We start from the raw sequence: 22,457 nt of genomic DNA on the forward strand, positions 1-22,457 counted from the left end.
ACCCCTCAAATACATAACTCGGTTATGGATCCATTTATAACAGGGTTATGAGATACTGGCAAGCATGAGCCCGAAACCTCGCGCGACCGACGTCAAGGCGCGGCTCGTCGAAGCCGCCATCCGCCTGCTCGACGACGACGGCCCCGAAGCGCTGCAGGCTCGCAAGCTCGCGGCGGAGGTCGGCGTCTCGACGATGGCCGTCTACACCCACTTCGGGGGCATGGCGGCGCTGGTCGACGAGGTGGCGCGCGCCGGGTTCCTGCGCCTGTCCGCGTGGCTGGCCGAGGTCGGGGAGACCGACGACCCGGTGGCGGACGTCTTCAGCCTGGCCCGCACCTACCGGCAGGCCGTCGCCGAGCAGCCGCAGCTGTTCGCCGTGACGTTCGGGCAGTCCGCGCCCGGCGGCAAGCGGGCGACGCTGTCGGACCTCACCACCGAGGAAGGCCGCGAAGCCGCCCAGGAGGGCCTGGTGGCGTTCGAGCACATCGTCCGGGCGACCGAGCGGGCCATCGAGGCCGGGCGGTTCCGGCCGGTCGACAAGTACCAGGCGGCGTCGCAGCTGTGGAGCGCGCTGCACGGGTTCGTCACTCTGGAGGCTTCCGGGCATTTCGGGCCCGGTGAGCAGGGAATTGACCACATCTTGATCCCCCTGGGCGTGACCCTGGCGGTCGGTCTCGGGGACACTGTGGACCGGGCCCGTCGCTCGGCCGGGGCAGCTGTCGCGACTTGGCGAGCGCGGAACGGAAACGCCGGGCAAGGTGGGAACGATTGACCCGGCGGAGGCAGGACGCGGGGGAACGCGGAGCGGGTGCGCGGCGTCCTAGGTGCAGCAGGCGGGGGACGGAGACAGGTGGACGAGAAGGACGGGGACCGGGGCGCGACCCCGGTCACACCGGGTGAGGTGAAGCGGTCCGAGGACCGGGTCCACCCTCCGGCGACCCTGGGTGAGCCCGAGACCCAGGACGGGGCTCCGGAGACGCCCGGCGCCGCGGCGGTGCGGGACGCCCGGCGGTGGCTGAGCCGCCGCTCGGTGCTGATCGCGGGCGCGTCCGGGCTGGCCGTGACCGGCCTCGCCGTGGGCACCGCCACCGGCAAGCTCCCCTTCAGCCCGGCCCTGCAGCGGGCCGTCGGCGTCGCGTCGTCGAACCCGACGACCCAGCTGGGCAGCACGCGCGTCGAGCGCGTCTACTCCGAAGCCCGCGGCCGGATGGTCGACCTGGTGTTCCTGCTGCCGTCGAAGACCCCGCCGCGCGGGCTCCCGATGTCGCTGATGCTGCACGGCCTGCACGGCAACGCCCGCAGCGCGGCCCCGACCGGCACGCTCAAGCAGCTCTCCAGCGACGTCGCCCGCAAGGCCGTCCCGGCGTACGGCCTCGTCGCCGTCGACGGCGGCGACAACTACTGGCACCAGGTCCACCCGAACGACGACCCGATGGCGATGCTGCTGGAGGAGGTCCCCCAGTGGCTCCGGGCCCGCGGCTTCGCGGGTGACACGGGCCAGCCGTTCGCCTGCACGGGCGTCTCGATGGGCGGCTTCGGCGCGCTGCTGTACACGCGCCGCCGGGTGGAGCGCCGCCAGCCGCCCGCGGCGGTCGCCACGCTGGCGCCGGCCCTGATCACGAACTGGCCGGAGATGGCCAAGCGCCACATCTTCACGGGCATGGAGGACTGGGTGTCCCTCGACCCGCTGCGCCACATCGACGAGACGAAGGGCGTGGCCAACGCCATCTGGTGCGGCACGGAGGACTCGTTCATCACGGGCGTCCGCCGCTACATCGACGCGGCCCACCCGGCGGTGGCCCACACGGCCCACGGCAAGCACGGGGACACGTTCAACAAGACCGTGGTGCCGAGCCTGGTCAGCTTCCTCGGCAAGCACGTCCCCCGGACCACCGTCTAGGGGCGTACGCAGAGGGTCGGCTCCCGGGCCGACCGTGCGGAAGCCCTCGGCGGCGGAAGCGGACCCTGGGTCGTCGCGCGGCCTGGCAACGCACCGCGCCCGCCCGAGGGTTCGCCTCGTGCGGCCCGGCAGGCCCCGAGCACCGAGAACCCGGGCACCGCGGCGCCCAAGGGGTCGACTCCTGCGGCCCGACAACACGCCCCTAGGCCCGAACCCACCGAAGCCCAGCGGGCAGGCATGCGAGACCAGGCGCCCGCGGGGTCTAGCGGAGGAAGTGGACCCGGGTCGTCGTGCGGCCTGGGACCCAGTACGTGCGGACCAGGTCGGCCAGGCGGTTGACCAGCAGGAGACCGCGGCCGCCTAGGCTTGCCGCCGGGGGTGGGACGCGGCCGGCCAGTGGCTCGGTGATCGTGCCGTCGTCGGTCACCTCCGCCACGACGTGCTCGTCCTCCGCCCACAGCCGCAGCACGCCCGTGCCGCCGCCGTAGAGCACGCTGTTCGTGGTCAGCTCGGCGACCGCCAGCGCGAAGTCGTCGCGGCGCGGGCGCCGCAGGCCGTGGCGGGCGGCCCAGATCTCGGTGAAGCCGCGCAGCGTGGCCAGCTGGGCGACGTCGAACGCGCGCTCGACCGCGGCCGCCGGGGGCTCGAGGGGCCTCGTGAGGTCGGCGCGGACGCGGTCGGGGTCGTAGTGCGGGCTGGCCGAACGGCCCGCGGGCGCCCACAGCTCCGGGTGGGTGCGCCCGGCGTCGGCCAGGACCTCGGGCGACAGGGCCGCCGTGTCGTACGGGCAGAGCACCGCAACCGGCCGGCCCGCGAAGGCCGTGTTGATGAGCGCTTCGTGCAGCACGCACGCGGGGTATTCGGCGGCGGAGCGACCGGGCCAGACCGGCTCGACGGCGATCCGCACCGGGCCCGCGTGCTCGCCCGCGAAGGCGAGCAGGACCGTCGGCAGGATCGCTCCGGGGTTGCGGCCCGCCTGGTGCAGGTCGATCAGCCGCACCTCGCCCGAGCGGGGACCGAGGGCCTTCTCCACGAGCAGGAGGTTACGGCCGGGGACGGCGACGGCGACCGGTTCGCCTCGGTCGAGCCCTTCGTCCAGGAACGGAACGAGGCCGTCCAGGTACTCGGTGTCACCGCGGTAGAACAGTGCCGGATGCCGAAAGGGTCTGAGGGCATCTACCACGGGTGGGTCCTACCCAGCACCCGTGAACTTCAAACGGTCCGGACGGCGGAAGCCGGTCACTCCACCCAGCGGCCGACGACGGAGATCAGCCAGAACCCCACCAGCGTGGCGAGGGCGAACAGGAGCACCCAGTTGAACAGCTGCCGACGGTCCTCGACGCCACGGGCCTGCCAGAGGCCGTACCCCGCGACGAGGAACAGCGGCACCGGGATCAGCGGCAACGGCGACAGCCGCGACACCACCGCCACCACGCAGGTGCCGGTGCACACGGCCAGCACGCCCATCAGGACGCGGTTCAGCCACCGGTACCGCTCGAAGACGGACGCGATCACGCGCTCGCTCAGCTCACGGAACCCGAGCGTCGTCCCGGCCGGGGCGTCCCCGGCGGGCACCGGGGCAGGCTCCGGCGGAGGCGGTGCCTGCACGCCGCCGCCGGTGGCCGTGGCCCCGGTACCCGGGAAAGAGTCAGCAGTCATTCAGCTTTCCTGTCGGTCTCCGAGCCGGGCGGCCCGGAGACGCCCGGGGTCAGGCCGACTTCTCGCCGCGCTCGCTGCGCGCGCGCCGCGTCGGCTGCCGGGCGACGATCGTCGGGTTCACGTTCTCCCGGACGGTCTGCTCGGTGATGACGACCTTCGCCACGTCGTCGCGGCTCGGGATGTCGTACATCACCGGCTGGAGCACTTCTTCCATGATGGCGCGCAGCCCGCGGGCACCGGTCCCGCGCAGCACCGCCTGGTCGGCGATGGCCTCGAGCGCGGTCTTGGTGAACTCGAGCTCGACGTTGTCCATCTCGAAGAGCTTCTTGTACTGCTTCACCAGGGCGTTGCGCGGCTGGGTGAGGATGCTGACCAGCGATTCCTTGTCCAGGTGGCTGACCGTCGCGACGACCGGGAGCCGGCCGATGAACTCCGGGATCAGCCCGAACTTGATCAGGTCCTCGGGCATGGTGTCGGAGAAGACGTCGCTCTCCTCGATCTCGGACTTGGTGCGGATCTCCGCGCCGAAGCCGAGGCCGCGCTTGCCGACCCGCTCGTTGATGATCTTCTCCAGCCCGGCGAACGCGCCGGCCACGATGAACAGCACGTTCGTCGTGTCGATCTGGATGAACTCCTGGTGCGGGTGCTTGCGGCCGCCCTGCGGCGGGACCGAGGCGGTGGTGCCCTCGAGGATCTTCAGCAGGGCCTGCTGCACGCCCTCGCCGGAGACGTCGCGCGTGATCGACGGGTTCTCCGACTTGCGGGCGATCTTGTCGACCTCGTCGATGTAGATGATCCCGGTCTCGGCCCGCTTGACGTCGTAGTCCGCCGCCTGGATGAGCTTGAGCAGGATGTTCTCGACGTCCTCGCCGACGTACCCGGCTTCGGTGAGCGCCGTGGCGTCCGCGATCGCGAACGGCACGTTCAGCAGCTTCGCCAGGGTCTGCGCGAGGTAGGTCTTGCCGCACCCGGTGGGGCCGAGCATCAGGATGTTCGACTTGGCGAGCTCGACCGACTCCTCCTTGGAGTCCTTCGGCCCGGCCTTGTCGTCCGCCTGGATCCGCTTGTAGTGGTTGTAGACCGCTACCGCGAGGGTCCGCTTGGCGTCGTTCTGGCCGATGATGTACTGCTCGAGGAACTCGTGGATGTCGGCGGGCTTGGGCAGCTCGTCGAGCTTGACGTCGCCGGCCTCGGCCAGCTCCTCCTCGATGATCTCGTTGCAGAGGTCGATGCACTCATCGCAGATGTAGACCCCGGGGCCGGCAATGAGCTTCTTCACCTGCTTCTGGCTCTTCCCGCAGAAAGAACACTTCAGCAGGTCTCCGCCGTCACCGATCCGTGCCATGGCCTGTGACCTCGTCCCCTCCGGCGCGGTTGTCCGCGCCTGACGTGTGTTGCGACGGTGCGGCCCCGATCACGGACGACCGGGCGGAGCCTCACGCATTGCCACTGACGGTACCCGTCCGATGCCGTGGGCGGGAACACCCACGGCCACCGGGAGCACGTCAGAAGGACGACCCTAAACCAGAGTGCCGGTGTATGTCGTCTTCTCGGCATACACCGGCCTGGCGGATCTAGAGAGCCGACGCCTTACGGTACGGCAGCACCTCGTCGATGATGCCGTACGACTTGGCCTCGTCGGCCGTGAGGATCTTGTCCCGCTCGATGTCCTTGCGGATCTGGTCGGCGTCCTTGCCGGTGTGCTTGGCCAGGATGACCTCCATCTGGCGCCGCACCCGCTGGATCTCGTTCGCCTGGATCTCCAGGTCGGAGACCTGGCCGTAGGTGCCCTCGGTGGCCGGCTGGTGGATCAGCACCCGTGAGTTGGGCAGCGCGTAGCGCTTGCCCGGGGTGCCGGCCGCCAGCAGCACGGCGGCCGCGGAGGCGGCCTGGCCGAGGCAGTACGTCTGGATGTCCGGGCGGACGAACTGCATGGTGTCGTAGATCGCCATCAGCGAGGTGAACGAGCCACCCGGCGAGTTGATGTAGATCAGGATGTCGCGGTCCGGGTCCTCGTGCTCGAGGTGCAGCAGCTGGGCCATCACGTCGTTGGCCGACGCGTCGTCCACCTGCACGCCGAGGAAGATGACGCGCTCCTCGTACAGCTTGTTGTACGGGTTCGACTCCTTGACGCCGTAGCTGGTGCGCTCGACGTACGACGGGAGGATGTACCGCGACTGGGGGACGGTCGGTGCCCGGAAGTCACCCGGGAGCCTGAAGTTGCTCATGGAACTCTCCTTGGTGCTTCGGCTCAGTTCGAGCCCGGACGGGCGATGTCGGCGGTCAGGACGTGGTCGACGAACCCGTAGTCCTTCGCCTCCTGCGCGGTGAACCAGCGGTCGCGGTCGCCGTCCGCGATGATCTGCTCGACCGTCTGCCCGGTCTGGTCCGCGGTGATCTGGGCCAGTTCGCGCTTCCACTTGTTGAACAGGTCCGCCTGGATCGCGATGTCCGACGCGGTACCGCCGACGCCCGCCGACGGCTGGTGCATCAGGATCCGCGCGTGCGGCAGCGAGTAGCGCTTGCCGGGCGTGCCCGAGGAGAGCAGGAACTGCCCCATCGAGGCCGCCATGCCCATCGCGTAGGTCGCGACGTCCGGGCGGATGAGCTGCATGGTGTCGTAGATGGCGAACCCGGCCGTGACCGAGCCACCCGGCGAGTTGATGTAGAAGCGGATGTCGGACTCGGCGTCGTCCGCGTCGAGCAGCAACAGCTGCGCGGTGATCCGGTTGGCGATCTCGTCGTTCACCTCGGAACCGAGGACGACGATGCGCTCCTGGAGCAACCGCTCGAACACCGAGTCGGTGAGGGTGAGCCCTGCGGTTCCGGTCCGCGCCTCGGGCGTGTGCTGCGTCACGTCTGCCTGCCTTTTCGCCGACGGCGGTCCCGTACCGGCGACCGCCGCTGTCGTTTCAAGTGCTTGAGATCTTGCAATCGACCCTAACGAACTTGGGCGGCGCAGAATGCCTGACACCGCCCAAGTTCGCTCACAGCTTCACTCCGCGGGAGTCTTCGCCGCCTCTTCGGTGGCCGGCGTCTCCTCGGATGCGGCGTCGGCGGCCGGTTCCTCGGCGCCGAACAGCTCGGAAAGGTCGACCTCGGCACCCGAACCGTCGGTGACGGCGGCCTTGCGGACCACGGAGGCCAGGGCCTTGCCGCGGCGGACGTCGGCGTAGATCGCGGTCAGCTGACCGGACTGCTGGGCCCGCTGGACGTACTCGTCCGGGCTGATCCCGAAGCGCTGGGCCTGGTAGATGATCCGCTCGGTGAGCTCTCCGTCGTTGACCGAGACCTGCTCCTTGTCGGCGATGGTGTCCAGCAGCAGCTGCGTGCGGACGGCCTTCTCCGACTCGGTGCGGGTCTCCGCGTCGAACTCCTCCAGCGTGCGGCCCTCGGCCTCGAGGGCCTGGGCGAACTGGGCCTCGTCGTGGTCGAACGGGTGGATCGCGTCGTGCTTGCGGTTCTCGATCTCGGCGTCGAGGACCTTCTCCGGGATCGGCACCTCGGTGCGCTCGAGGAGCTCTTCGAGCACCTTGTCGCGCGCCTGGACGCCCTGCTGCATCTTCTTGACGCGGCCGAGCCGCTCGCGAAGGTCGCTCTTCAGTTCGTCGATCGTGTCGAACTCGCTGGCCATCTGGGCGAACTCGTCGTCGGCCTCCGGCAGCTCGCGCTGCTTGACCGACTGGACGGTCACGGTCACCTCGGCGTCCTTGCCGGCGTGGTCGCCGGCGACGAGCTGGGTGGTGAACGTCTTGGTCTCGCCGGCGTTCGCGCCGACGATCGCCTCGTCGATGCCGTCCACGAGCTGGCCGGAGCCGATCTCGTAGGACAGCCCCGAGGTGGCGGCCTCCTCGACGGCCTCGCCGTCGACGGTCGCGGCCAGATCGATCGAGACGAAGTCGCCGGTCTCGGCCGGGCGCTCGACGCCGGTCAGCGTGCCGAAGCGGGCGCGCAGCTCGTCGAGCTGCTCGTCGACCTCCGCGTCGGTCAGCTCGACGTCGTCCACGGTGACCGTGAAGCCCTCGAGGTCGGGCAGCTCGATCTCCGGGCGCACGTCCACCTCGGCGGTGAACTCCAGGACGTCGCGGTCCTCGAGCTTCGTGACGTCGAACTCCGGGTTCCCGAGCGTGCGGACCTCGTTCTCGCGGACCGCCTCCATGTACTTGGCCGGGATGGCCTCGTTGACGACCTCGTCGAGCACCGGGCCACGCCCGATCCGGCTTTCCAGGACGCGAGCGGGCGCCTTGCCGGGCCGGAAGCCCGGGATGCGCACCTGCTGGGCGATCTTGCGGTAGGCGCGGTCGAAGTTCGGCTTGAGCTCCGCGAACGGCACCTCGACATTGATCTTGACTCGCGTCGGGCTCAGCTGCTCGACGGTGCTCTTCAAGGTCTTCTCCTCGAGCGGTAACGATTGTGGTTGGACAATCCTGCGGAAATGGCCCCGGTCACGTGCAGACCGGGACGTCCGAGTCTAGGCCAGTGGCCCGCGCCGCCCGGGCGGGGGCCACCTGCGGCGTCAGGCGCCGAGCATCCGGCCGATCACCCAGCGCGTCTGGCCGCTCGCGTGCTCGGCCGAGCCGCTGGGCTGCACCAGGTGGGACAGCAGCAATCGCACGAAGGCCTCGACCGCGACGGCCCACTCCGACGCGGTCAGCGGGGCCTCGGGGTAGGCGCGCGAGAACAGCGCCGCGACCGTCTCGACGGCCCGGCCGAGCACCGCTTCGGGCCGGGAGGTGAGCAGCGGGAGGAAGTCGTCGCGGCCACCCTGCGCGCCGCCGAGCGCGATGGCGGCCAGCGGGTTGCCGCGGGCGGTTTCGAGGGTCTCCCGGAACGCGGCGGTGACGCCGTCGACGGCCCGGCCGGGGTGAGCGGCGACGACCTCGCCCACGTGCGCCACGAACCGGTCGGTCTCGCGCAGGATCAGCAGTTCGGCGAGCTCGGCCTTGGAGCCCAGTTCGTTGTAGACGGTCTGCCTGCTGACGCCGACCTCGGCGGCCAGCTTGCCCATGGTGACGCCTGCCCAGCCGTCCACCCGGGTCAGCTCGGCCGCCGCGGCGAGCAGCCGCTCCCGGGTGCCGGCGAGTCCGGAGTGCGTGACGGCGTTCACAGGCCGATCTTAGCGTTGCACAGCGTTCTGCAGGCCGGTGCCTTTTTTCGAAGCGTGCCAGAACGTTTACAAACGACGACGCGTTGTCTACGGTGACTCCCGCCTGGCCAGGAGCTTCTCGACCGAGGAGACCGCTCGATGCCCGTCGTCGACACCCCGGCGCGCGGCTCTCTCGAATCTGCGGAGTCCGCGCCCGGACTCCCGTTCCCCCGCGCGGTCCCCGCGCCGCGGGTCCCGCTGCCCGCGGTCTCGCTGCCCGCCGTGCTGCTGTTCGCCGTCACCCTCGCGGTCTGGGCCGGGTCGACGTTGCTGCTGCTGGCCGGGCTCGTGCCGGCGGCCGTGACGGTGGTGCTGAACACCGCGGCCACCTTCGCGATGTACACCGTGGTGCACGAATCCGCGCACCACTCGGCCGGGAAGCTCACCTGGGTCAACGAAACGCTCGGCCGGCTGGCCGTCCTGTTCGTCGCGGCGTACGCGTCGTTCCCGTCGCTGCGGTACGTCCACGGTGCCCACCACCGCCACACGAACGGGCCGGTCCGCGCCGACCCGGACGCCTGGGTCCAGCGCGGCCCCCGCTGGCAGCTCCCGCTGCGCTGGCTGACCCTCGACTTCTCCTACGCGCGCTGTTACTTCGCCCGGCTGCGGATCCGGCCGCCGCACGAGCTGGCCGAGACGCTGGTGGTGCTGTCGGTGGCCGTGTTCGCCGGAGTGGCGCTGGTCGCGTCCGGCCACGGCCCCGAACTCGTGCTGGTGTACCTGCTGCCGCAGCGGCTCGGCGTGGGGCTGCTCGCCTGGACGTTCGGCTGGCTGCCGCACCACGGGCTGCCCGCCGCCGGGCCGCTCGGGCGGTTCGGCACCACCCGCGTCCGCGTCGGCCTCGACCGGCTGCTGACCCCGGTGCTGCTGGCCCAGAACCTGCACCTGGTGCACCACCTGCACCCGGCCGTCCCGTTCCACCGTTACCGCCGGGTCTGGCTCGACAACCGCGAGGCCTACCTGGCCCGCGGCGTCCCGATCGCCACCGTGTGGGGGCAGGAGCTGACCGTGGCCGGATACCGGGCTTTGGCGGGCCTCGACGATGTCCCGGACGACGTCGAGCCTGAGCCCGAGCCGCCGTCGCCGCTGCGGCCGAGCCGGTTCCACCGGCTGCGCGTCTCCGCCGTGCGGCCGCTGACCGCGGACGCCGTCGCGGTGAGCCTGGCGGTGCCGCCGCAGCTGGCGCGCGAGTTCCGTTTCACACCGGGACAGCACGTCGCCGTGCGCGCGGTGCTGGACGGGCGGCCGGTGCGGCGGACGTACTCGATCTGCGCGCCGCCGGACTCGGGCGAGCTGCGGATCGCGGTGAAGAAACGCGCGGGCGGCGCGTTCTCCGGCTTCGCGACCACGACGCTGGCGGCGGGCGACTTCCTCGACGTGCTCCCGCCTTCGGGCGGGTTCACGCTCGTCCCGGACCCGGCGCGGACGGCGCACTACGTCGCGCTGGCCGCGGGCAGCGGCATCACGCCGGTGCTGTCCATCCTGGTCAGTGCGCTGCGCGCGGAGCCGCACAGCCGGGCGACCCTGTTGTACGTCAACACTTCCGGCGCGACGACGCTCTTCGCGGCGGAGCTGACGGCGCTCGCGCAGGGGTTCGGCGGGCGGCTGCACGTCGTGCACTACCGCACCGACGAGCGCGACCCGGACCTGCACGCGCACCGCCCGGCCCGGACCTTCGACACGGTCGGCGAGGCGCTGGCCATCTCGCACGAGCGGTACCAGCGCGGCCGCCTCGACGGCACGCGGCTGCGGGCGCTGCTGCAGAACCGCCTGCACCCGGCGAAGGTCGACGAGTGGTTCCTCTGCGGACCCCGCGGCCTGACCGACCTGGCGCGGCGGACGCTCGCCGACGCGGACGTCCCGGAGGAGAACGTCCACTTCGAACTGTTCCGCGGCGCGGCCCCGCTGCGCGACCCGGCCGGGTCCCCGGCGAACGTGGCCGTGACGGTGGGCGGGACCACGACCGGCGTACCCGCCAAGGCCGGCGAAACGGTGCTGGACGCGGCGTTGCGGGCCGGGTTCGAGGTGCCGTACTCGTGCACGGGCGGCGCGTGCGGCACCTGCCGGGCGACGCTCCTGCACGGCCAGGTCGAGATGGACGTCCGCTACGCCCTCACCGAGGACGACGCCGCCGCGGGGCGGATCCTGACCTGCCGCGCCCGCGCGACGACCCCGGAGGTCGCGGTCGACTACGACCGCTGACCGTCAGCCCGTCTGCGCAGGAGCGCCCGCGGGCGGCTGGCCCTGCTGGCCCTGGCCGGCGCCGGTCGTGCCCTCGGTCACCGACGTCGCCGTCGCCGCGTCCCCCGACTCCGTGGCCACCACGGTGACCGTGTCGCCGGACGCCACGCCCGTCGCCTGGGCCGAGGTGATCGTGTAGGTCTTCGAAAAGCCGTCGTCGCTCTGCGCGGTCAGAGACGTCGCGCTCAGCGCCGTCACCTTGCCGGTCTGCATGATCTTCGTGACGTAACCGCCGTTCCCGTCGGAGGAGACGTACTCGCCGTGCAGCGCCGAACCGAGCGCGCCGGCGCCGCCGGGGCCGCCCCGCATCCCGCCCGCCGCGCCGCCCGGGCCCGCTGCGGTGTCCGTCGTCGCGGACGACGACGAGGCGGCCCAGATCGCCGCTCCTCCGCCGGCCACGATCACCGCCGCGACGGCACCGGCGGCGACCTTCTTGCCCGTCGGCCAGCCCGGCTTCCCGGGGGCCGGCGCGGGCGCGCCGCCCCAGCCGGCTTCCGGCGCGGCACCCCACGCGGGGTCCGAAGTGGACGGTGTCTGCTGCGGGGCCTGGGGTGTGGTCATGGTGTTACTCCTTCACGGGATGTGCTGCCGTGGTCCACGTTCCGGCTCGTCGCTGTGTGCGGACTGTGCCGGCCGTCAGCCGTTCCTGTGACCGGAGGAACCGGACACAGCGCCACCCGTCGATCACCGCACAGCCGCCTCACAGGCAGCACACAACTCGCGCACACGGCCCCGGCGGACGCTGAAGCCATGGCCGCGCGCACCCTCACGCCCCGCCCCCACCGGTCCGCCCGGCCGGGGCGGCTTTCGCTGCGCGCGAAGCTGACCGGCTCGATGGTCGTGCTGCTCACCGTGGTGTGCCTGATCGTCGGGGTGGTCAGCGAGCTCGCCCTCGACGTCTTCCTCACCCGCCAGGTCGACCAGCAGCTGTCGGCCGCGGCCACCCGTTCCCAGGTCTTCGCGAGCAACGCCGGACGGCAGAACGGCCAGCCCCCGCCCCTGGGCCAGAACGCGGGCGAGCACCCGCTCGGGCAGAACGTCGGCACGGTCAGCGGCACCTTCGCCGGGACGCAGCTGGTGCACGACGACAGCATCTCCGAGCACGGCGACCGGCTGCACCTGTCGGCGGCCCAGCAGTCCGTGATGCTGTCGGTGCCCGCGGACGGCAAGCCGCACACCGTGTCCTTCGCCGACCTCGGCGAATACCGGCTGATGGCGCTGCCGGTCACCGGGTCGTCCCAGGTCGTCGTCACCGGCCTGCCGATGAAGCCGGTCACCGACACGCTGGTCACCGTCGGGCTGATCCTCTTCGGGGTCGCCGCGGCGGGTGTCCTGGGCGCGGCGTTCCTCGGCGCGTTCGCGGTCCGCCGCACGCTGCGGCCGCTCGAGCGTGTCGCCGCCACGGCCGGGCGCGTCACCGAGCTGCCGCTCGACCGCGGGCAGGTGGCGCTGTCCATCCGCGTCCCGGAGTCCGACACGGACCCGCGGACCGAGGTCGGCCAGGTCGGCTCGGCGCTGAACCTGATGCTCGGGCACGTCGCGCAGGCCCTCGAAGCGCGGCACGACAGCGAGCTGCGCGTCCGGCAGTTCGTCGCGGACGCCAGCCACGAGCTGCGCACGCCGCTGGCCGCGATCCGCGGGTACGCCGAGCTGGCCGCGCGCGGCCGTTCCCTGGTGCCACCGGACGTCGCCCACTCGATGACCCGGATCCAGTCCGAGGCCGTCCGGATGTCCACGCTCGTCGAGGACCTGCTGCTGCTCGCCCGGCTCGACGCGGGACGGCCCCTGGACGTGCGCGAGGTCGACCTCACCCGGCTCCTCGCGGACGCCGTCGGCGACGCGCGGGTCGCCGGGCGCGACCACCGGTGGCAGCTCGCGCTGCCGCCCGACCCGGTGCTCGTGCTCGGGGACGTCCAGCGCCTGCACCAGGTGCTGGCGAACCTGCTGGCCAACGCGCGCACGCACACCCCGCCCGGCACCACGGTGACGGCCGCGCTCGACCGCTCGGCTGACGGCAGCGCCGTGCTGACGGTCACCGACGACGGCCCCGGCATCAACCCGGACCTGCTGCCGGACGTCTTCGAGCGGTTCGCCCGCGGCGACACGTCCCGCTCGCGCAACGCGGGCAGCACCGGGCTCGGGCTGGCGATCGCCTCCGCCGTCGTCGTCGCGCACCACGGCTCGATCGAGGTGCACAGCCGCCCGGGCCGGACGGAGTTCGCGGTGCGCCTGCCCGTGGCCGTCCCCGCACAGCGCGTGCACAGCGTCGGCACAACCCGGCCCCAGCTGGGCACCGGAAGCTGATCTCATGACCGCACTCGCGTCGCGCGAACCCGCCGTAGCCCCTCCTGAGGGCGCCTCTCCCCCCGCCCGCTCCACCTGGCACCGGCCCGCGCTGGCCGGGCTGCTGCTGGCGACGGCGGTGCTCTACCTCTGGGGTCTCGGCGCGTCCGGCTGGGCCAACGCGTTCTACTCCGCGGCCGCGCAGGCGGGTTCGCAGAGCTGGAAGGCGCTGTTCTTCGGGTCGAGCGACGCGGCGAACGCGATCACCGTCGACAAGACCCCGGCCGCGCTGTGGGTGATGGGGCTGTCGGTGCGGGTGTTCGGCGTCAACGCGTGGGCGGTCCTGGTCCCCCAGGCGCTGATGGGCGTCGGCTCGGTCTGGCTGCTGTACGCAACCGTGCGCCGGACGTCCGGCCCGGCCGCGGGCCTGGTCGCGGGCCTGGTGCTGGCGCTGACCCCGGCGGCGGCGCTGATGTTCCGCTTCAACAACCCGGACGCGCTGCTGGTGCTGCTGCTGGTCGCGGCCGCCTACTGCGTCGTCCGCGCGATCGAGAAGGCCGGACCGGGCTGGCTGGCGCTGGCCGGCGTCGCGGTCGGTTTCGGGTTCCTGGCGAAGATGCTGCAGGCGTTCCTCGTGCTGCCGGCGTTCGCCGTGGCCTACCTGGTGGCCGCGCCGGTGTCGGTGGGCAAGCGGCTGCTGCACCTGCTCGGCGCGCTGGGCGCGACGGTCGTGGCCGCCGGCTGGTACCTGGTCGTCGTCGCGCTGTGGCCGGCCGCCGACCGGCCGTTCATCGGCGGCTCGCAGACGAACTCCCTGTGGGAACTGATCTTCGGCTACAACGGTTTCGGCCGCATCACCGGCGACGAGGTGGGCAGCGTCGGCGGGGGCGGCGGTGGCGGCGGCTGGGGTTCGACCGGCCTGACCCGGCTGTTCGGCAGCGAGATGGCCGGCGGCATCGCGTGGCTGATCCCGGCGGCGCTGCTCGCGCTGGGCGCGGGCCTGTGGTTCACCCGCCGGGCGCCGCGCACCGACCGGTCCCGCGCGTCCCTGATCGTCTGGGGCGGCTGGTTCCTGGTGACGGCCCTGGTGTTCAGCTACATGGGCGGCATCATCCACCCGTACTACACGGTGGCCCTGGCCCCGGCGATCGGCGCGCTGGTCGGCACGGCGGCCGTCCAGCTGTGGCGCCTGCGGTCGCGCCCGTCGGCGTCCGGCCTGCTCAGCGGCGGAGTGGCGTTGACGGCCGTCACGGCCTATCTGCTGCTGTCGGGATCGACTTGGCAACCGTGGCTGGCCCCTTGCGTGCTCATCGGCGGCCTCCTGGCGGCGGTGGCCCTGTTCTTCGCGGCCCACCTGACCCGCTGGGCGGCAGCTGCGGTCGCCGCGTTCGCCTTGGTGGTGCTGCTGGCCGGTTCCGGCGCGTACACCCTGGCCACGGCGGCGACAACACACAGCGGCGCGATCCCGTCGGCCGGCCCTTCTTCAGGTTTCGGCGGCCGCTTCGGTGGCGGCGGCCCCGGAGGCTTCGGCGGTCGCGGCGGCGGCCCCGGCTCCCTGCTTTCGACCACCTTGCCGGGCGCCCAGCTGACGGCGTTGCTGAAGCAGGACACGGCGAAGTACACGTGGACGGCGGCCACGGTGCTGTCAAACGCGGCGGCGGGCTACCAGCTGGCGAGCAACGCCCCGGTGATGGCGGTGGGCGGCTTCAACGGAACGGACCCGTACCCGACGCTGGAGCAGTTCCAGCAGTACGTCGCGAGCGGCCGCATCCACTACTTCCTGGGCGAGGGCATGACGATGCGCGGCAGCACCGGCTCGGACGCGGCCCAGCAGATCGCCGACTGGGTGGCCGCGACGTACCAGTCGACGACGGTGGACGGCGTGACCGTTTACGACCTCACCACGGCCGCCTGAGGAACGGCCCGACGAAAGCAGGGTGAGGGCCGGATGACCTGGTCAACGCCGTGCCGCCTCCGGCACTATGGAAGTAGCCGGAGAACGGAGTCGCTGCAGATGACCGAGCCCCATGTAGGGCGGGCCCGATCCGCAGACCTGATTCCGTTCGCGACGGCCCTCGACGACGACGGATTCCTCACTGATCGCCTGGCGCGCCAGGACAATCATCAGGGCGTCCTGTTCTTCGGGTGGTGGGGTACCCGCCCGGCCGGCACCGTGTACCTGTGGCTGGAGGAGGCCGAGGAGCCGCCGATCCAGGCCCACCTCCCCGGCGTCGCGCTGCTCACCCACCTGCAGGTTCACGCGGAACTGCGCCGACGCGGCGTCGGCACGGCCCTGGTCGGCGCGGTGGAGCAGCACCTCGCCGAGCAGGGCCGCGAGCGGGTCGCCCTGGCGGTCCGCACGGACAACCCGGCCGCGGCCCGTCTGTACGACAAGCTCGGCTACCGGGACTGGGGCCACGGCACGGTGACCTGCTACGCGCGGGTGACCTTGCGCAACGGCGGTGTTCTCGAGGTGCCGGAACTCTGCCATGTGCTGGTCAAAGACCTGGAAGTGGTCACACCCGCACCAAGGGCGGAGCCGAGGATCGGCGCTTCCCGCCGGTGTTGACGCGGCCGCGAGCCTGCACGCCGATTCCCAAGGTGACCAGAGCTTCTTCGAGGCCGACTCCGCTGGCGTGCAGGCCGGTGTGTTCGCACCAGCGCGCCCGGTCCCGCTGCCACGCGCCCAGGTACTCGACGCACAACTCCGGCTTGATCAGGTAGTTGCGCCCGACCGCCGCCTTCAACGAGGCGACCATCCGCGCTTTCTGCGCGGGTCCGATCCCCGACTCCTGCACCTGGGTGATGGTGTTGCTGATGATCCGCCGCCGCTCGGGTAGGAACTCGCGCCAATACTTCTCATCGGCTTCCGCCAGCCCGAGACCGTTGTCCAGCAGGCCGTACACCCCCTCCGCGAGGGTGTCACCCAGTTCCTCACCACGGGCGCGCACGGGGTCGCGGTACGGGTCGTAGTCCTTCTGGACCGCCGTGCCCGTCACCGCGGGTGATCTCAGCTTCCGGTCGTCCAGCAGGAAGAACCAGTCTTCGTTGTAGATGTTGGGGAAGAACGAGCTGAAGGCCGGTTCGCCGACCACCAGCGCACCTCCGCCGATGAAGGTGTCCTGGGCGGCGCCGATGTCCCGGAGGGCGTGGCACACGACGGAGTTGTCCGGCATGCCGGCGTTGCGGAGACCCACCACCTGGTGTTCACCGAGGAGTCCCGCCGCCGCAGTCAGATCCGCCAGGTCGGGCAGGTCGATGTCGTCGTCGAGGAAGAGAATCCGCTCCCAGCCCGCGAGCCGCGCGATGAGCAGGCCGAGGTTCCGCTTGAGACTGGTGTCCACCTTCCGGTGGAACCGGCTCCGCCGAAGCAGCTTGTCGGTCTCGAACCCGGGCACGGCCCAGTCGGGGAGGCCGGCCATGGTGATGGCCGTTACCCGGACGCCGGCGATTCTCGCCGCGAAAGCCGCGCTGTCCGCGTCGGCTCGCAGGCTGCACAGCAACAGCAGGTGCGCATCGAGTTCCTTCGCCGCCGCGATCGCCTGCCGCAGGTAGGGAGCCGGGCGCCCGTTGGGCACGATGATCGCGTCAAGACCCGCTTGCGGGGCCCTGCCTGCTCGCACCTGGGTCAGCAGATCCTTGTGCGACTGGTGTTGCAGTCCGGTCATGTGGTCTCGGGCCACTCGTGCAGGCGGTTCTCCGGCAGCGTCCAGTCCGGGGTCAGGCCCTTCCCCGCCACCACGGGTACCCGGCTGATGATGCTGAACGACTCCTCGTCGGCGAAGCGCTGCCGCAGGTAGTCCCAGTTCCGGTCACGGAACCGGACGTCGGTGAGGGCGCGAACCGCGCCGAGGGTGCCACGTCCGTACATACCATTGCACACGGTCACCGTGCGCTTTCGGTTGAACGGACTGACCCCTCTGTAAAAGTGCGCCACGTCTTCCAAGAGGTGACCTTTGCTGTCCAGCTGCGGGGGAAAGAGCACCGACCCGCTCTCCTGCTCCACGCGGAAGCCGCCAGGTTCTCTGGTCGGTGCCGCGTCGTTGCGTACGACCTGGTGCACCGGCAGCTCGACCCGTTCGATGACGTCGCGGGTGACGGTGTTCCAGTCGACGCCACCGAGCAGGACGAGGTGGGTCGTGTAGTCGTCAGGCGTCAGCTCTTCCGTGGTGTGGAAGGTGACCTGGTTCTGGGGGTTCACGGACCTGATGTGGCCGAACAGTTCGATCAAGGCGTCAGGATCGGCGTAAGTGTACAGAGACGTGAAGTCGGCGCTTTCGGGGTCCGCATAGGACAGATGCTGGCGCAGCTCCGCCGGGAGCAGCGCGCAGACGATGGTGATGTCCTCGTTCTCCGGGAACTGCCAGGCATCGTCCGCGGAGTCGGCCGCGGCCCACTCGCGCCCGTCGCGGAGCCAGAGCAGCTCCTCCAGCAGGTCGTCGCGATCGCTGCGCTCGTCGTCCGTCAGTTCTTCGAGTGGGAGGACCCGCAGCGTTCCGTCGTTCTCGGACCGGCGCGTGGCGAACAACGTCGCGTACGCCTCGAGCCGCCGGACCGGCGGCCGGACCGGCCGGTCGGTGTTCTCCCACGACGAGATCAGGGAGATGCTCAGCGGCTTGGTCCCCCCGAGAGCTTCGGCGAGCTGAAGCTGGGTGATGCCCGCATCGGGCCAGTGCGTCTCCCGCAACGCCCGCAGGCGGCGAGCGAGGGCAGGCCGCGGCGCAACAGGGGACACGACTCCCGCCACCCTTCAGTAAATTTCAGTACTGCGAGCGAGTGGATAGATCGTACTCCCGAGCCCTGGAGACTCGGTCGTCGACCCGCCGAAGCGAGGACTGAAACGTTACGCGACGCCGAACTTCCTCACACCAAACAGATAACGGCGATTCATCTCAGTTGTTCCAGGGTACTCCAGGGCCTACAGTCAACTTGACTGAACTTCAGTTGACACCTGAAGGCAGGAGCAGGCGCCATGAGAACACCCACGGACATACCCCGGCACCGGGCCATCGTGGCGGTCGACATCGAGGGGTCGACCAGCAAGACGAACTCGGTGCGCGCCCTGCTCCGGAACGTCCTCTTCCAGCTGCTCGACGAGGCCTTCACCACCGGTGGGGTCGAACGAAGGCACCGGGAGCCGTTCGTAGACCGCGGCGACGGCGCACTGTGCCTCGTCCGGCCCTTCGACCAGGTGCCCAAGACCCTGCTGCTCGCGACGGTCGTCCCCGCGCTGGCCGATCTGCTCGACAAGCACGCCCGGAACCTGCCCGACCTCGCCTTCCGGCTCCGCGTCGCCGTGCACTCGGGCGAGGTGCACCGCGACAAGCACGGGCCGTACGGCGAAGACGTCGACATCGCGTGCCGGCTCCTCGACGCGCCCGAGCTGAAGCGGCGGCTGCGCGAGACCGCCGAACCACTCGCACTCGCCGTGTCGCAGGAGATCCACCGCGCGGTCGTGCGGCACGGCTACCCCGGGATCGACGGTGGTGCCTTCACCCAGGCCGTCCAGATCAAGCTGGGCGGAGAACGGCTCAGAGGCTGGCTTTACACACCCGAAGCCGGCCGGCCCGAGGAGGGTCTCACCGCTTAGACGCCGGACGACCAGAGGAGGTGGGGACATGGGAACAAGTGGCTTCTGGGACGAGCTGGATACCGCCGATCGAGACGTGCTCACCCGGTCCGCGCGCCGGCGGAGCTTCCCGCGCGGGGACACGGTCTGCCGCGAAGGCGACCTCTCCACCGGGGTGCTGCTGGTGCTGGCCGGGCACGTCCGGATCGTCAACGGCACGCCCGACGGCCGCGACGTGGTCGTCGGGATCCGCGGGCCGGGCGACGTCGTCGGGGAGCTCGCGGCGCTCGACGCCCTGCCCCGCTCGGCGACCATCGAGGCGCTGGAAGACCTGGACGTGCTGGAGATCCCCGGCGACCGGTTCGTCTCGCTGTGCCGGACGGAGTCCCGGATCTCGTGGGCGCTGCTGCTCGTGCTCAGCTCACGCCTGCGTTCGGTCGGCAGGCAGTGGCTGGACCTCGGCAGCGGGGCGGCGTCCCGGCGGGTTGCGGCGCAGCTGATGCAGCTGGCCGTCCAGCACGGGGTGCGGCGCGGCGACGACATCGAGATCGCCGTTCCGGCCACGCAGGCGGAGCTGGCGATGACCGCGGCGATCTCCCGCGAATCGTGGGCGCGCGCGACGCGGGAGCTGCGGCAGCAGGGCGTGATCAGCACGGGCAGGCGCCGGGTGACGATCCACCGCCTGGGCGAACTTCGACGACTGGCGAGCTGAATTCTTCCTTCTGTGTCAGCTGACACAGAAGGAAGAGCGCGCCGGAGGTTTCCTGGATCCACGGCAGAGGAGGGCTTTCATGGACCCGTACACCACCGCTCCACGCAGCAGCCGCTGGCGCAGGGGCGTCTACGCGGCCGGTCTCGTCATCCCCTTCACCGCGTCACAGCTGTGGGCGCTGCTGGTGCTGCTGCGGCTCGCGCCCCTCGACGGCCTGGTGGGGCAGGCCCTGGTGCTGGTCCTGCTGGGCTCCGTCGCCGCGATCTGGGCGGGCTGGCGCTGGACCTGGCGGCTCGGCCGGGACAAGGACGTGCAGCCGGCCCCGAAGACCCGGATTCCGACATGACCGCGTTCGCCGTCGTCTTGTCGGCCGTCGCGGCCGGACACCTCTCACACCACTTCGGCGGCCTCCTGCGCCGCCGGTTTTCCGGAAGGAGCAAGGAAATGACGACTCGGCAGGTACCCTCGCCGTTCCCGATGCGGGTGTACCACTGGCGGTGGGAGCTGCTCGCCGCGACGCTGCTCCCCTTCGGCCTGGTGATGTTCGCGGTCTGGGCGGGCCCGGCGTGGTCGTCGGCGACGCTGGCCGCCGTCCTGCTCCTGGCCGTGCTGCGACGCCGCCAGGTGCGGACCCGGCTCCAGGCGGTGCTGGTGCAGCACCGCCTGCGCGCGGCGTTCCCGTCCCTGCGCCTGCCCGGCGGCCACCCGGCGATCCTCTGGACCCGCCCCCGCGGCGGCGACATCGTGGTCTCGCTGTACGGCCGCGAGGCGTTCGAACACCTCCACCGCCACCGCTCGGTCCTCGCGGCCGCGTGCTCGGTACCGGAGGTCTACGTGGACCGCCACCCGCGGTTCGCGAGCCTGGTGACGCTGACGATCAGCCCGGTCGCGGCCTACCATGAGCCGGGACGCTCGGTGCTGCCGAGCAACGTGGTGCCCCTGCGGGTCCACAGCTGAGCTTCAGCGCGCCTTGAACATGTCGGTGATCAGAGTGGACGGTTCGCCACCGTGCCACGAGCTGGCCGAGAACCGCTCCTGCGCGATCCCCCGCCAGGGAGCGGTCTCGGGCCCCAGCGTCAGTTTCCCGTCCGCGGTCAGGGTCCCGATCTCCTGAGCTGTGACTCCTTCTTCTCGCAACGTCTTCAATGCCAGTCCGACGTCCGCTTCGCGGACCGCGACGACGAGTCCCCAGTCGCCCCAGGTCTGGGCGAGGTCGAAGGGGAGCAGGCCGACCTGGCCGGCCACCGCGGCCACCAGCTCGTCCAGCTCGAACTCCGTGCTGATCGCCGCGCCGAGGCCGTTCGCTTCGCAGAGCGTGCGCACCGTGGCGAAAAGGCCGTCGGAGACGTCCATCGCCGCCCTCGCGAGCCCGGGCGTGGCCAGCAGCTGCCCGGCCTTCAGCTGGGCCATGGGCCGGCACGCCCGGCGCCAGATCTCGTCCGCCTCGGGCGCCGGGAGCGTCGCCTGGCCGGTCTTCAGCAGCGCAGCTGCCCAGAGGTGACCGGGCGAGCCGACCAGCAGAAGGCGGTCTCCCACCCGGGCTCCGGACCGCCGGAGCCTGCTGCCCGGAACGCACCGGCCGATGGCCGTCGCCGTCAGCTGGACGACCTCACCGTCACGGATGTCGCCGCCGGCCACGTGGGTGCCGTGGGCGGCGCAGCAGTCGTCGACGCCGTCCAGGAGCCGCTCGAAGTCCGCCACGGTGGTCGTCTTGGGCAGCGTGTAGTTGACGACCAGGCCGAGCGGCTCGGCGCCGGCGGCGGCCAGGTCGGACAGGTTGATCGTGGCCAGCAGCCAGCCCGCGTGGTAGAGATCCGGCTCGCCGAGGAGGTTCACCAGCGGTGTCGGGCAGCTGTCGGTGGTCGCGACGAGTTCGCTGGGCGAATCCACCTTCGCGAGCAGCGCGCTGTCGTCGCCGAAGCCTTCGGTACCCGCGTACCGCGGTTTCAGCACTCGCTCCTGGATCCCCCGCTCGCCGAGGTCACCCAGGCACAGCTCAGAAGCTCCGGACATGGTCAGCCAATCGGGACGCGGCGACCGCGTGGTCGCTCGAGTAGTTGTGCGGCATGACGTCGTAGGGCTGCTCGCTCCCGGTCGAAGCGAACAGCATCAGGTTGCAGATCCGCGTCTCCGGATACAACAGCACCGGGTGCCGGAGGTGGTTGACGATCTCCAGCGTGATCACCGCGAGCTTGCCACGGCCGAAGCCGGGACTCACCTGACCGCACAGAACGACGCTGATGCCGAGCCGCGCGTAGTCGCTGGTGCCGTCGACCAGTCCGACCAGGTTTTCGGAAAGACCGATCTTCTCCAGTGTAGGGGCCAGCACGACTTCGCCGGGCTCGACGACGAGGCGTCCCCTGGCATCGAGGTCCTTCGGCACCAGGTCCGGGTACGTCGACCGGTCGGCGATGTCGACCGTCCCGCGGCTCTCCAGCCCGAACGCCTCGTGCCCGAGCCGCAGGCTCAGCGCGGCGGGGCGCACGAAGGCCGCGTCGAACGGATCGACCCGCAGTTCGCCACTGCTGTACGCGCGCCGGATGGCCCGGTCGGTCAGCACACCGCGACGGGCTCGCCGGAGCGGGATTCGCCACTTCCGGACCTGGGATTCCTGCTGCACCCACGTCATGGTGAGACCGTCCGGTCGAGGCTCGAAAGGACTTCGCTCACGAGCCCGGTGAAATCCGCCTCGGTGAGGTCGAGGTTCGGCTGGTCGTCGCTGTCCCCCGGCCTGCAGTAGACGACGGTGGTCGGTGTCCGGCGCGGGCCTTGGACCACGACGGTCGCGGTGAGGCCGGCGTCGACCGGCCGCACGGTGTGCACGATCGACGTGTCGCACTCGTACACGTCGCCGTCTCCGACGTGGCGCACCAGGACGGGCTTGAGCCGCGTCTCACCCTCGGCGACCAGGGCGGCCGGGTTCGCCGGGTCGGTGCCGTACCGGTAG

Annotated in this window: 22 protein-coding genes and 1 pseudogene; 10 read left to right on the top strand and 13 right to left on the bottom strand. The window is 71.2% G+C overall.

What is annotated here, in order from left to right; translation table 11 throughout:
* The first annotated feature begins 64 nt into the window (after window positions 1-64).
* Window positions 65-772 carry a TetR/AcrR family transcriptional regulator gene (locus tag VA596_RS44615; protein WP_323336069.1) on the top strand — a complete coding sequence of 236 codons (708 nt, stop codon included), beginning with the start codon at window positions 65-67 and terminating at the stop codon, window positions 770-772.
* Between the two features lie 168 nt (window positions 773-940).
* A complete protein-coding gene (locus tag VA596_RS44620; RefSeq protein WP_410171976.1) occupies window positions 941-1,900 on the top strand; it encodes an alpha/beta hydrolase in 960 nt (319 codons plus the stop codon).
* Between the two features lie 262 nt (window positions 1,901-2,162).
* On the opposite strand, the gene VA596_RS44625 is transcribed toward VA596_RS44620, so the two are convergent.
* The 7 genes from VA596_RS44625 to VA596_RS44655 form a co-directional block, all read right to left on the bottom strand.
* On the bottom strand, window positions 2,163-3,083 hold the full coding sequence (locus VA596_RS44625; RefSeq protein ID WP_323336071.1) for an anti-sigma factor RsbA family regulatory protein: 921 nt from the start codon (window positions 3,081-3,083) through the stop codon (window positions 2,163-2,165).
* Window positions 3,084-3,139: 56 nt separating this feature from the next.
* Window positions 3,140-3,559: a hypothetical protein gene (locus tag VA596_RS44630; protein WP_323336072.1), complete on the bottom strand. Its 420-nt coding sequence runs from the start codon at window positions 3,557-3,559 to the stop codon at window positions 3,140-3,142.
* Window positions 3,560-3,608: 49 nt separating this feature from the next.
* On the bottom strand, window positions 3,609-4,904 hold the full coding sequence (gene clpX, locus VA596_RS44635; protein ID WP_323336074.1) for an ATP-dependent Clp protease ATP-binding subunit ClpX: 1,296 nt from the start codon (window positions 4,902-4,904) through the stop codon (window positions 3,609-3,611).
* A gap of 229 nt (window positions 4,905-5,133) precedes the next feature.
* Entirely contained in the window at window positions 5,134-5,787 is a 654-nt protein-coding gene (locus VA596_RS44640; protein WP_323336076.1) for an ATP-dependent Clp protease proteolytic subunit, read from the bottom strand.
* Between the two features lie 23 nt (window positions 5,788-5,810).
* A complete protein-coding gene (locus tag VA596_RS44645) occupies window positions 5,811-6,416 on the bottom strand; it encodes a ClpP family protease (RefSeq protein WP_247055287.1) in 606 nt (201 codons plus the stop codon).
* Window positions 6,417-6,554: 138 nt separating this feature from the next.
* Window positions 6,555-7,946 carry a trigger factor gene (tig, locus tag VA596_RS44650; protein ID WP_323336078.1) on the bottom strand — a complete coding sequence of 464 codons (1,392 nt, stop codon included), beginning with the start codon at window positions 7,944-7,946 and terminating at the stop codon, window positions 6,555-6,557.
* A gap of 129 nt (window positions 7,947-8,075) precedes the next feature.
* On the bottom strand, window positions 8,076-8,666 hold the full coding sequence (locus VA596_RS44655) for a TetR/AcrR family transcriptional regulator (protein WP_323336080.1): 591 nt from the start codon (window positions 8,664-8,666) through the stop codon (window positions 8,076-8,078).
* Window positions 8,667-8,804: 138 nt separating this feature from the next.
* On the opposite strand from VA596_RS44655, the gene VA596_RS44660 reads away from it, so the two are divergent.
* Window positions 8,805-10,907 carry a fatty acid desaturase gene (locus tag VA596_RS44660; RefSeq protein WP_323336082.1) on the top strand — a complete coding sequence of 701 codons (2,103 nt, stop codon included), beginning with the start codon at window positions 8,805-8,807 and terminating at the stop codon, window positions 10,905-10,907.
* Between the two features lie 3 nt (window positions 10,908-10,910).
* Here the strand turns inward: VA596_RS44660 and VA596_RS44665 are convergent, their stop codons facing one another.
* Window positions 10,911-11,507, bottom strand: coding sequence for a hypothetical protein (locus tag VA596_RS44665; protein WP_323336084.1), 597 nt, complete (start codon window positions 11,505-11,507; stop codon window positions 10,911-10,913).
* Window positions 11,508-11,696: 189 nt separating this feature from the next.
* Between VA596_RS44665 and VA596_RS44670 the strand changes: the two genes are divergently transcribed.
* From VA596_RS44670 to VA596_RS44680, 3 genes are all read left to right on the top strand, one after another.
* A complete protein-coding gene (locus VA596_RS44670; protein ID WP_323336086.1) occupies window positions 11,697-13,250 on the top strand; it encodes a sensor histidine kinase in 1,554 nt (517 codons plus the stop codon).
* A 4-nt stretch (window positions 13,251-13,254) separates the two neighbouring features.
* Complete coding sequence (locus VA596_RS44675; RefSeq protein ID WP_323336088.1) at window positions 13,255-15,144, top strand: ArnT family glycosyltransferase; 1,890 nt, start codon at window positions 13,255-13,257, stop codon at window positions 15,142-15,144.
* Between the two features lie 99 nt (window positions 15,145-15,243).
* On the top strand, window positions 15,244-15,798 hold the full coding sequence (locus VA596_RS44680; protein WP_323336090.1) for a GNAT family N-acetyltransferase: 555 nt from the start codon (window positions 15,244-15,246) through the stop codon (window positions 15,796-15,798).
* On the opposite strand, the gene VA596_RS44685 is transcribed toward VA596_RS44680, so the two are convergent.
* Both VA596_RS44685 and VA596_RS44690 read right to left on the bottom strand, forming a co-directional pair.
* On the bottom strand, window positions 15,746-16,897 hold the full coding sequence (locus VA596_RS44685) for a hypothetical protein (protein ID WP_323336092.1): 1,152 nt from the start codon (window positions 16,895-16,897) through the stop codon (window positions 15,746-15,748). The two genes, VA596_RS44680 and VA596_RS44685, sit on opposite strands and share 53 nt — an antisense overlap.
* The gene (locus VA596_RS44690) at window positions 16,894-17,964 is read right to left on the bottom strand and encodes a helix-turn-helix transcriptional regulator (protein WP_323336094.1); all 1,071 of its coding nucleotides are present in this window, start codon (window positions 17,962-17,964) and stop codon (window positions 16,894-16,896) included. The genes VA596_RS44685 and VA596_RS44690 overlap by 4 nt, the downstream gene beginning before the upstream one ends.
* A gap of 237 nt (window positions 17,965-18,201) precedes the next feature.
* On the opposite strand from VA596_RS44690, the gene VA596_RS44695 reads away from it, so the two are divergent.
* The 4 genes from VA596_RS44695 (at window position 18,202) to VA596_RS44710 (ending at window position 20,467) form a co-directional block, all read left to right on the top strand.
* Window positions 18,202-18,819, top strand: coding sequence for a nucleotidyl cyclase domain-containing protein (locus VA596_RS44695; RefSeq protein WP_323336096.1), 618 nt, complete (start codon window positions 18,202-18,204; stop codon window positions 18,817-18,819).
* 28 nt (window positions 18,820-18,847) lie between these two features.
* Window positions 18,848-19,510 (top strand): Crp/Fnr family transcriptional regulator, encoded by a 663-nt coding sequence (locus VA596_RS44700; protein WP_323336097.1) that lies wholly within the window; start codon window positions 18,848-18,850, stop codon window positions 19,508-19,510.
* Window positions 19,511-19,589: 79 nt separating this feature from the next.
* Entirely contained in the window at window positions 19,590-19,856 is a 267-nt protein-coding gene (locus tag VA596_RS44705; RefSeq protein WP_323336099.1) for a hypothetical protein, read from the top strand.
* Window positions 19,857-19,954: 98 nt separating this feature from the next.
* Window positions 19,955-20,467, top strand: a complete 513-nt coding sequence (locus VA596_RS44710; RefSeq protein ID WP_323336100.1) for a hypothetical protein — start codon at window positions 19,955-19,957, stop codon at window positions 20,465-20,467.
* Window positions 20,468-20,470: 3 nt separating this feature from the next.
* Here the strand turns inward: VA596_RS44710 and VA596_RS44715 are convergent, their stop codons facing one another.
* From VA596_RS44715 to VA596_RS44725, 3 genes and pseudogenes are all read right to left on the bottom strand, one after another.
* A complete protein-coding gene (locus tag VA596_RS44715) occupies window positions 20,471-21,523 on the bottom strand; it encodes a thiamine-phosphate kinase (RefSeq protein ID WP_323336102.1) in 1,053 nt (350 codons plus the stop codon).
* The gene (gene dcd, locus VA596_RS44720) at window positions 21,507-22,139 is read right to left on the bottom strand and encodes a dCTP deaminase (RefSeq protein WP_323336104.1); all 633 of its coding nucleotides are present in this window, start codon (window positions 22,137-22,139) and stop codon (window positions 21,507-21,509) included. Before dcd ends, VA596_RS44715 begins: the two co-directional genes overlap by 17 nt.
* Window positions 22,136-22,457: pseudogene (locus VA596_RS44725) on the bottom strand (hypothetical protein); the annotation flags it as partial. The pseudogene VA596_RS44725 and the gene dcd, both read right to left, overlap by 4 nt.

It is taken from the genome of Amycolatopsis heterodermiae (assembly GCF_034929455.1).
In the GTDB taxonomy this organism is placed as follows: domain Bacteria; phylum Actinomycetota; class Actinomycetes; order Mycobacteriales; family Pseudonocardiaceae; genus Amycolatopsis; species Amycolatopsis heterodermiae.

Excerpts from the sequence above, each read along its gene's own strand:
- VA596_RS44615 (WP_323336069.1), top strand. The coding sequence starts at position 65 with ATGAGCCCGAAACCTCGCGCGACCGACGTCAAGGCGCGGCTCGTCGAA.
- VA596_RS44630 (WP_323336072.1), bottom strand. The coding sequence starts at position 3,559 with ATGACTGCTGACTCTTTCCCGGGTACCGGGGCCACGGCCACCGGCGGC.
- clpX (WP_323336074.1), bottom strand. The coding sequence starts at position 4,904 with ATGGCACGGATCGGTGACGGCGGAGACCTGCTGAAGTGTTCTTTCTGC.
- VA596_RS44640 (WP_323336076.1), bottom strand. The coding sequence starts at position 5,787 with ATGAGCAACTTCAGGCTCCCGGGTGACTTCCGGGCACCGACCGTCCCC.
- VA596_RS44660 (WP_323336082.1), top strand. The coding sequence starts at position 8,805 with ATGCCCGTCGTCGACACCCCGGCGCGCGGCTCTCTCGAATCTGCGGAG.
- VA596_RS44665 (WP_323336084.1), bottom strand. The coding sequence starts at position 11,507 with ATGACCACACCCCAGGCCCCGCAGCAGACACCGTCCACTTCGGACCCC.
- VA596_RS44670 (WP_323336086.1), top strand. The coding sequence starts at position 11,697 with ATGGCCGCGCGCACCCTCACGCCCCGCCCCCACCGGTCCGCCCGGCCG.
- VA596_RS44675 (WP_323336088.1), top strand. The coding sequence starts at position 13,255 with ATGACCGCACTCGCGTCGCGCGAACCCGCCGTAGCCCCTCCTGAGGGC.
- VA596_RS44680 (WP_323336090.1), top strand. The coding sequence starts at position 15,244 with ATGACCGAGCCCCATGTAGGGCGGGCCCGATCCGCAGACCTGATTCCG.
- VA596_RS44685 (WP_323336092.1), bottom strand. The coding sequence starts at position 16,897 with ATGACCGGACTGCAACACCAGTCGCACAAGGATCTGCTGACCCAGGTG.
- VA596_RS44695 (WP_323336096.1), top strand. The coding sequence starts at position 18,202 with ATGAGAACACCCACGGACATACCCCGGCACCGGGCCATCGTGGCGGTC.
- VA596_RS44700 (WP_323336097.1), top strand. The coding sequence starts at position 18,848 with ATGGGAACAAGTGGCTTCTGGGACGAGCTGGATACCGCCGATCGAGAC.
- VA596_RS44705 (WP_323336099.1), top strand. The coding sequence starts at position 19,590 with ATGGACCCGTACACCACCGCTCCACGCAGCAGCCGCTGGCGCAGGGGC.
- VA596_RS44710 (WP_323336100.1), top strand. The coding sequence starts at position 19,955 with ATGACGACTCGGCAGGTACCCTCGCCGTTCCCGATGCGGGTGTACCAC.
- VA596_RS44715 (WP_323336102.1), bottom strand. The coding sequence starts at position 21,523 with ATGTCCGGAGCTTCTGAGCTGTGCCTGGGTGACCTCGGCGAGCGGGGG.
- dcd (WP_323336104.1), bottom strand. The coding sequence starts at position 22,139 with ATGACGTGGGTGCAGCAGGAATCCCAGGTCCGGAAGTGGCGAATCCCG.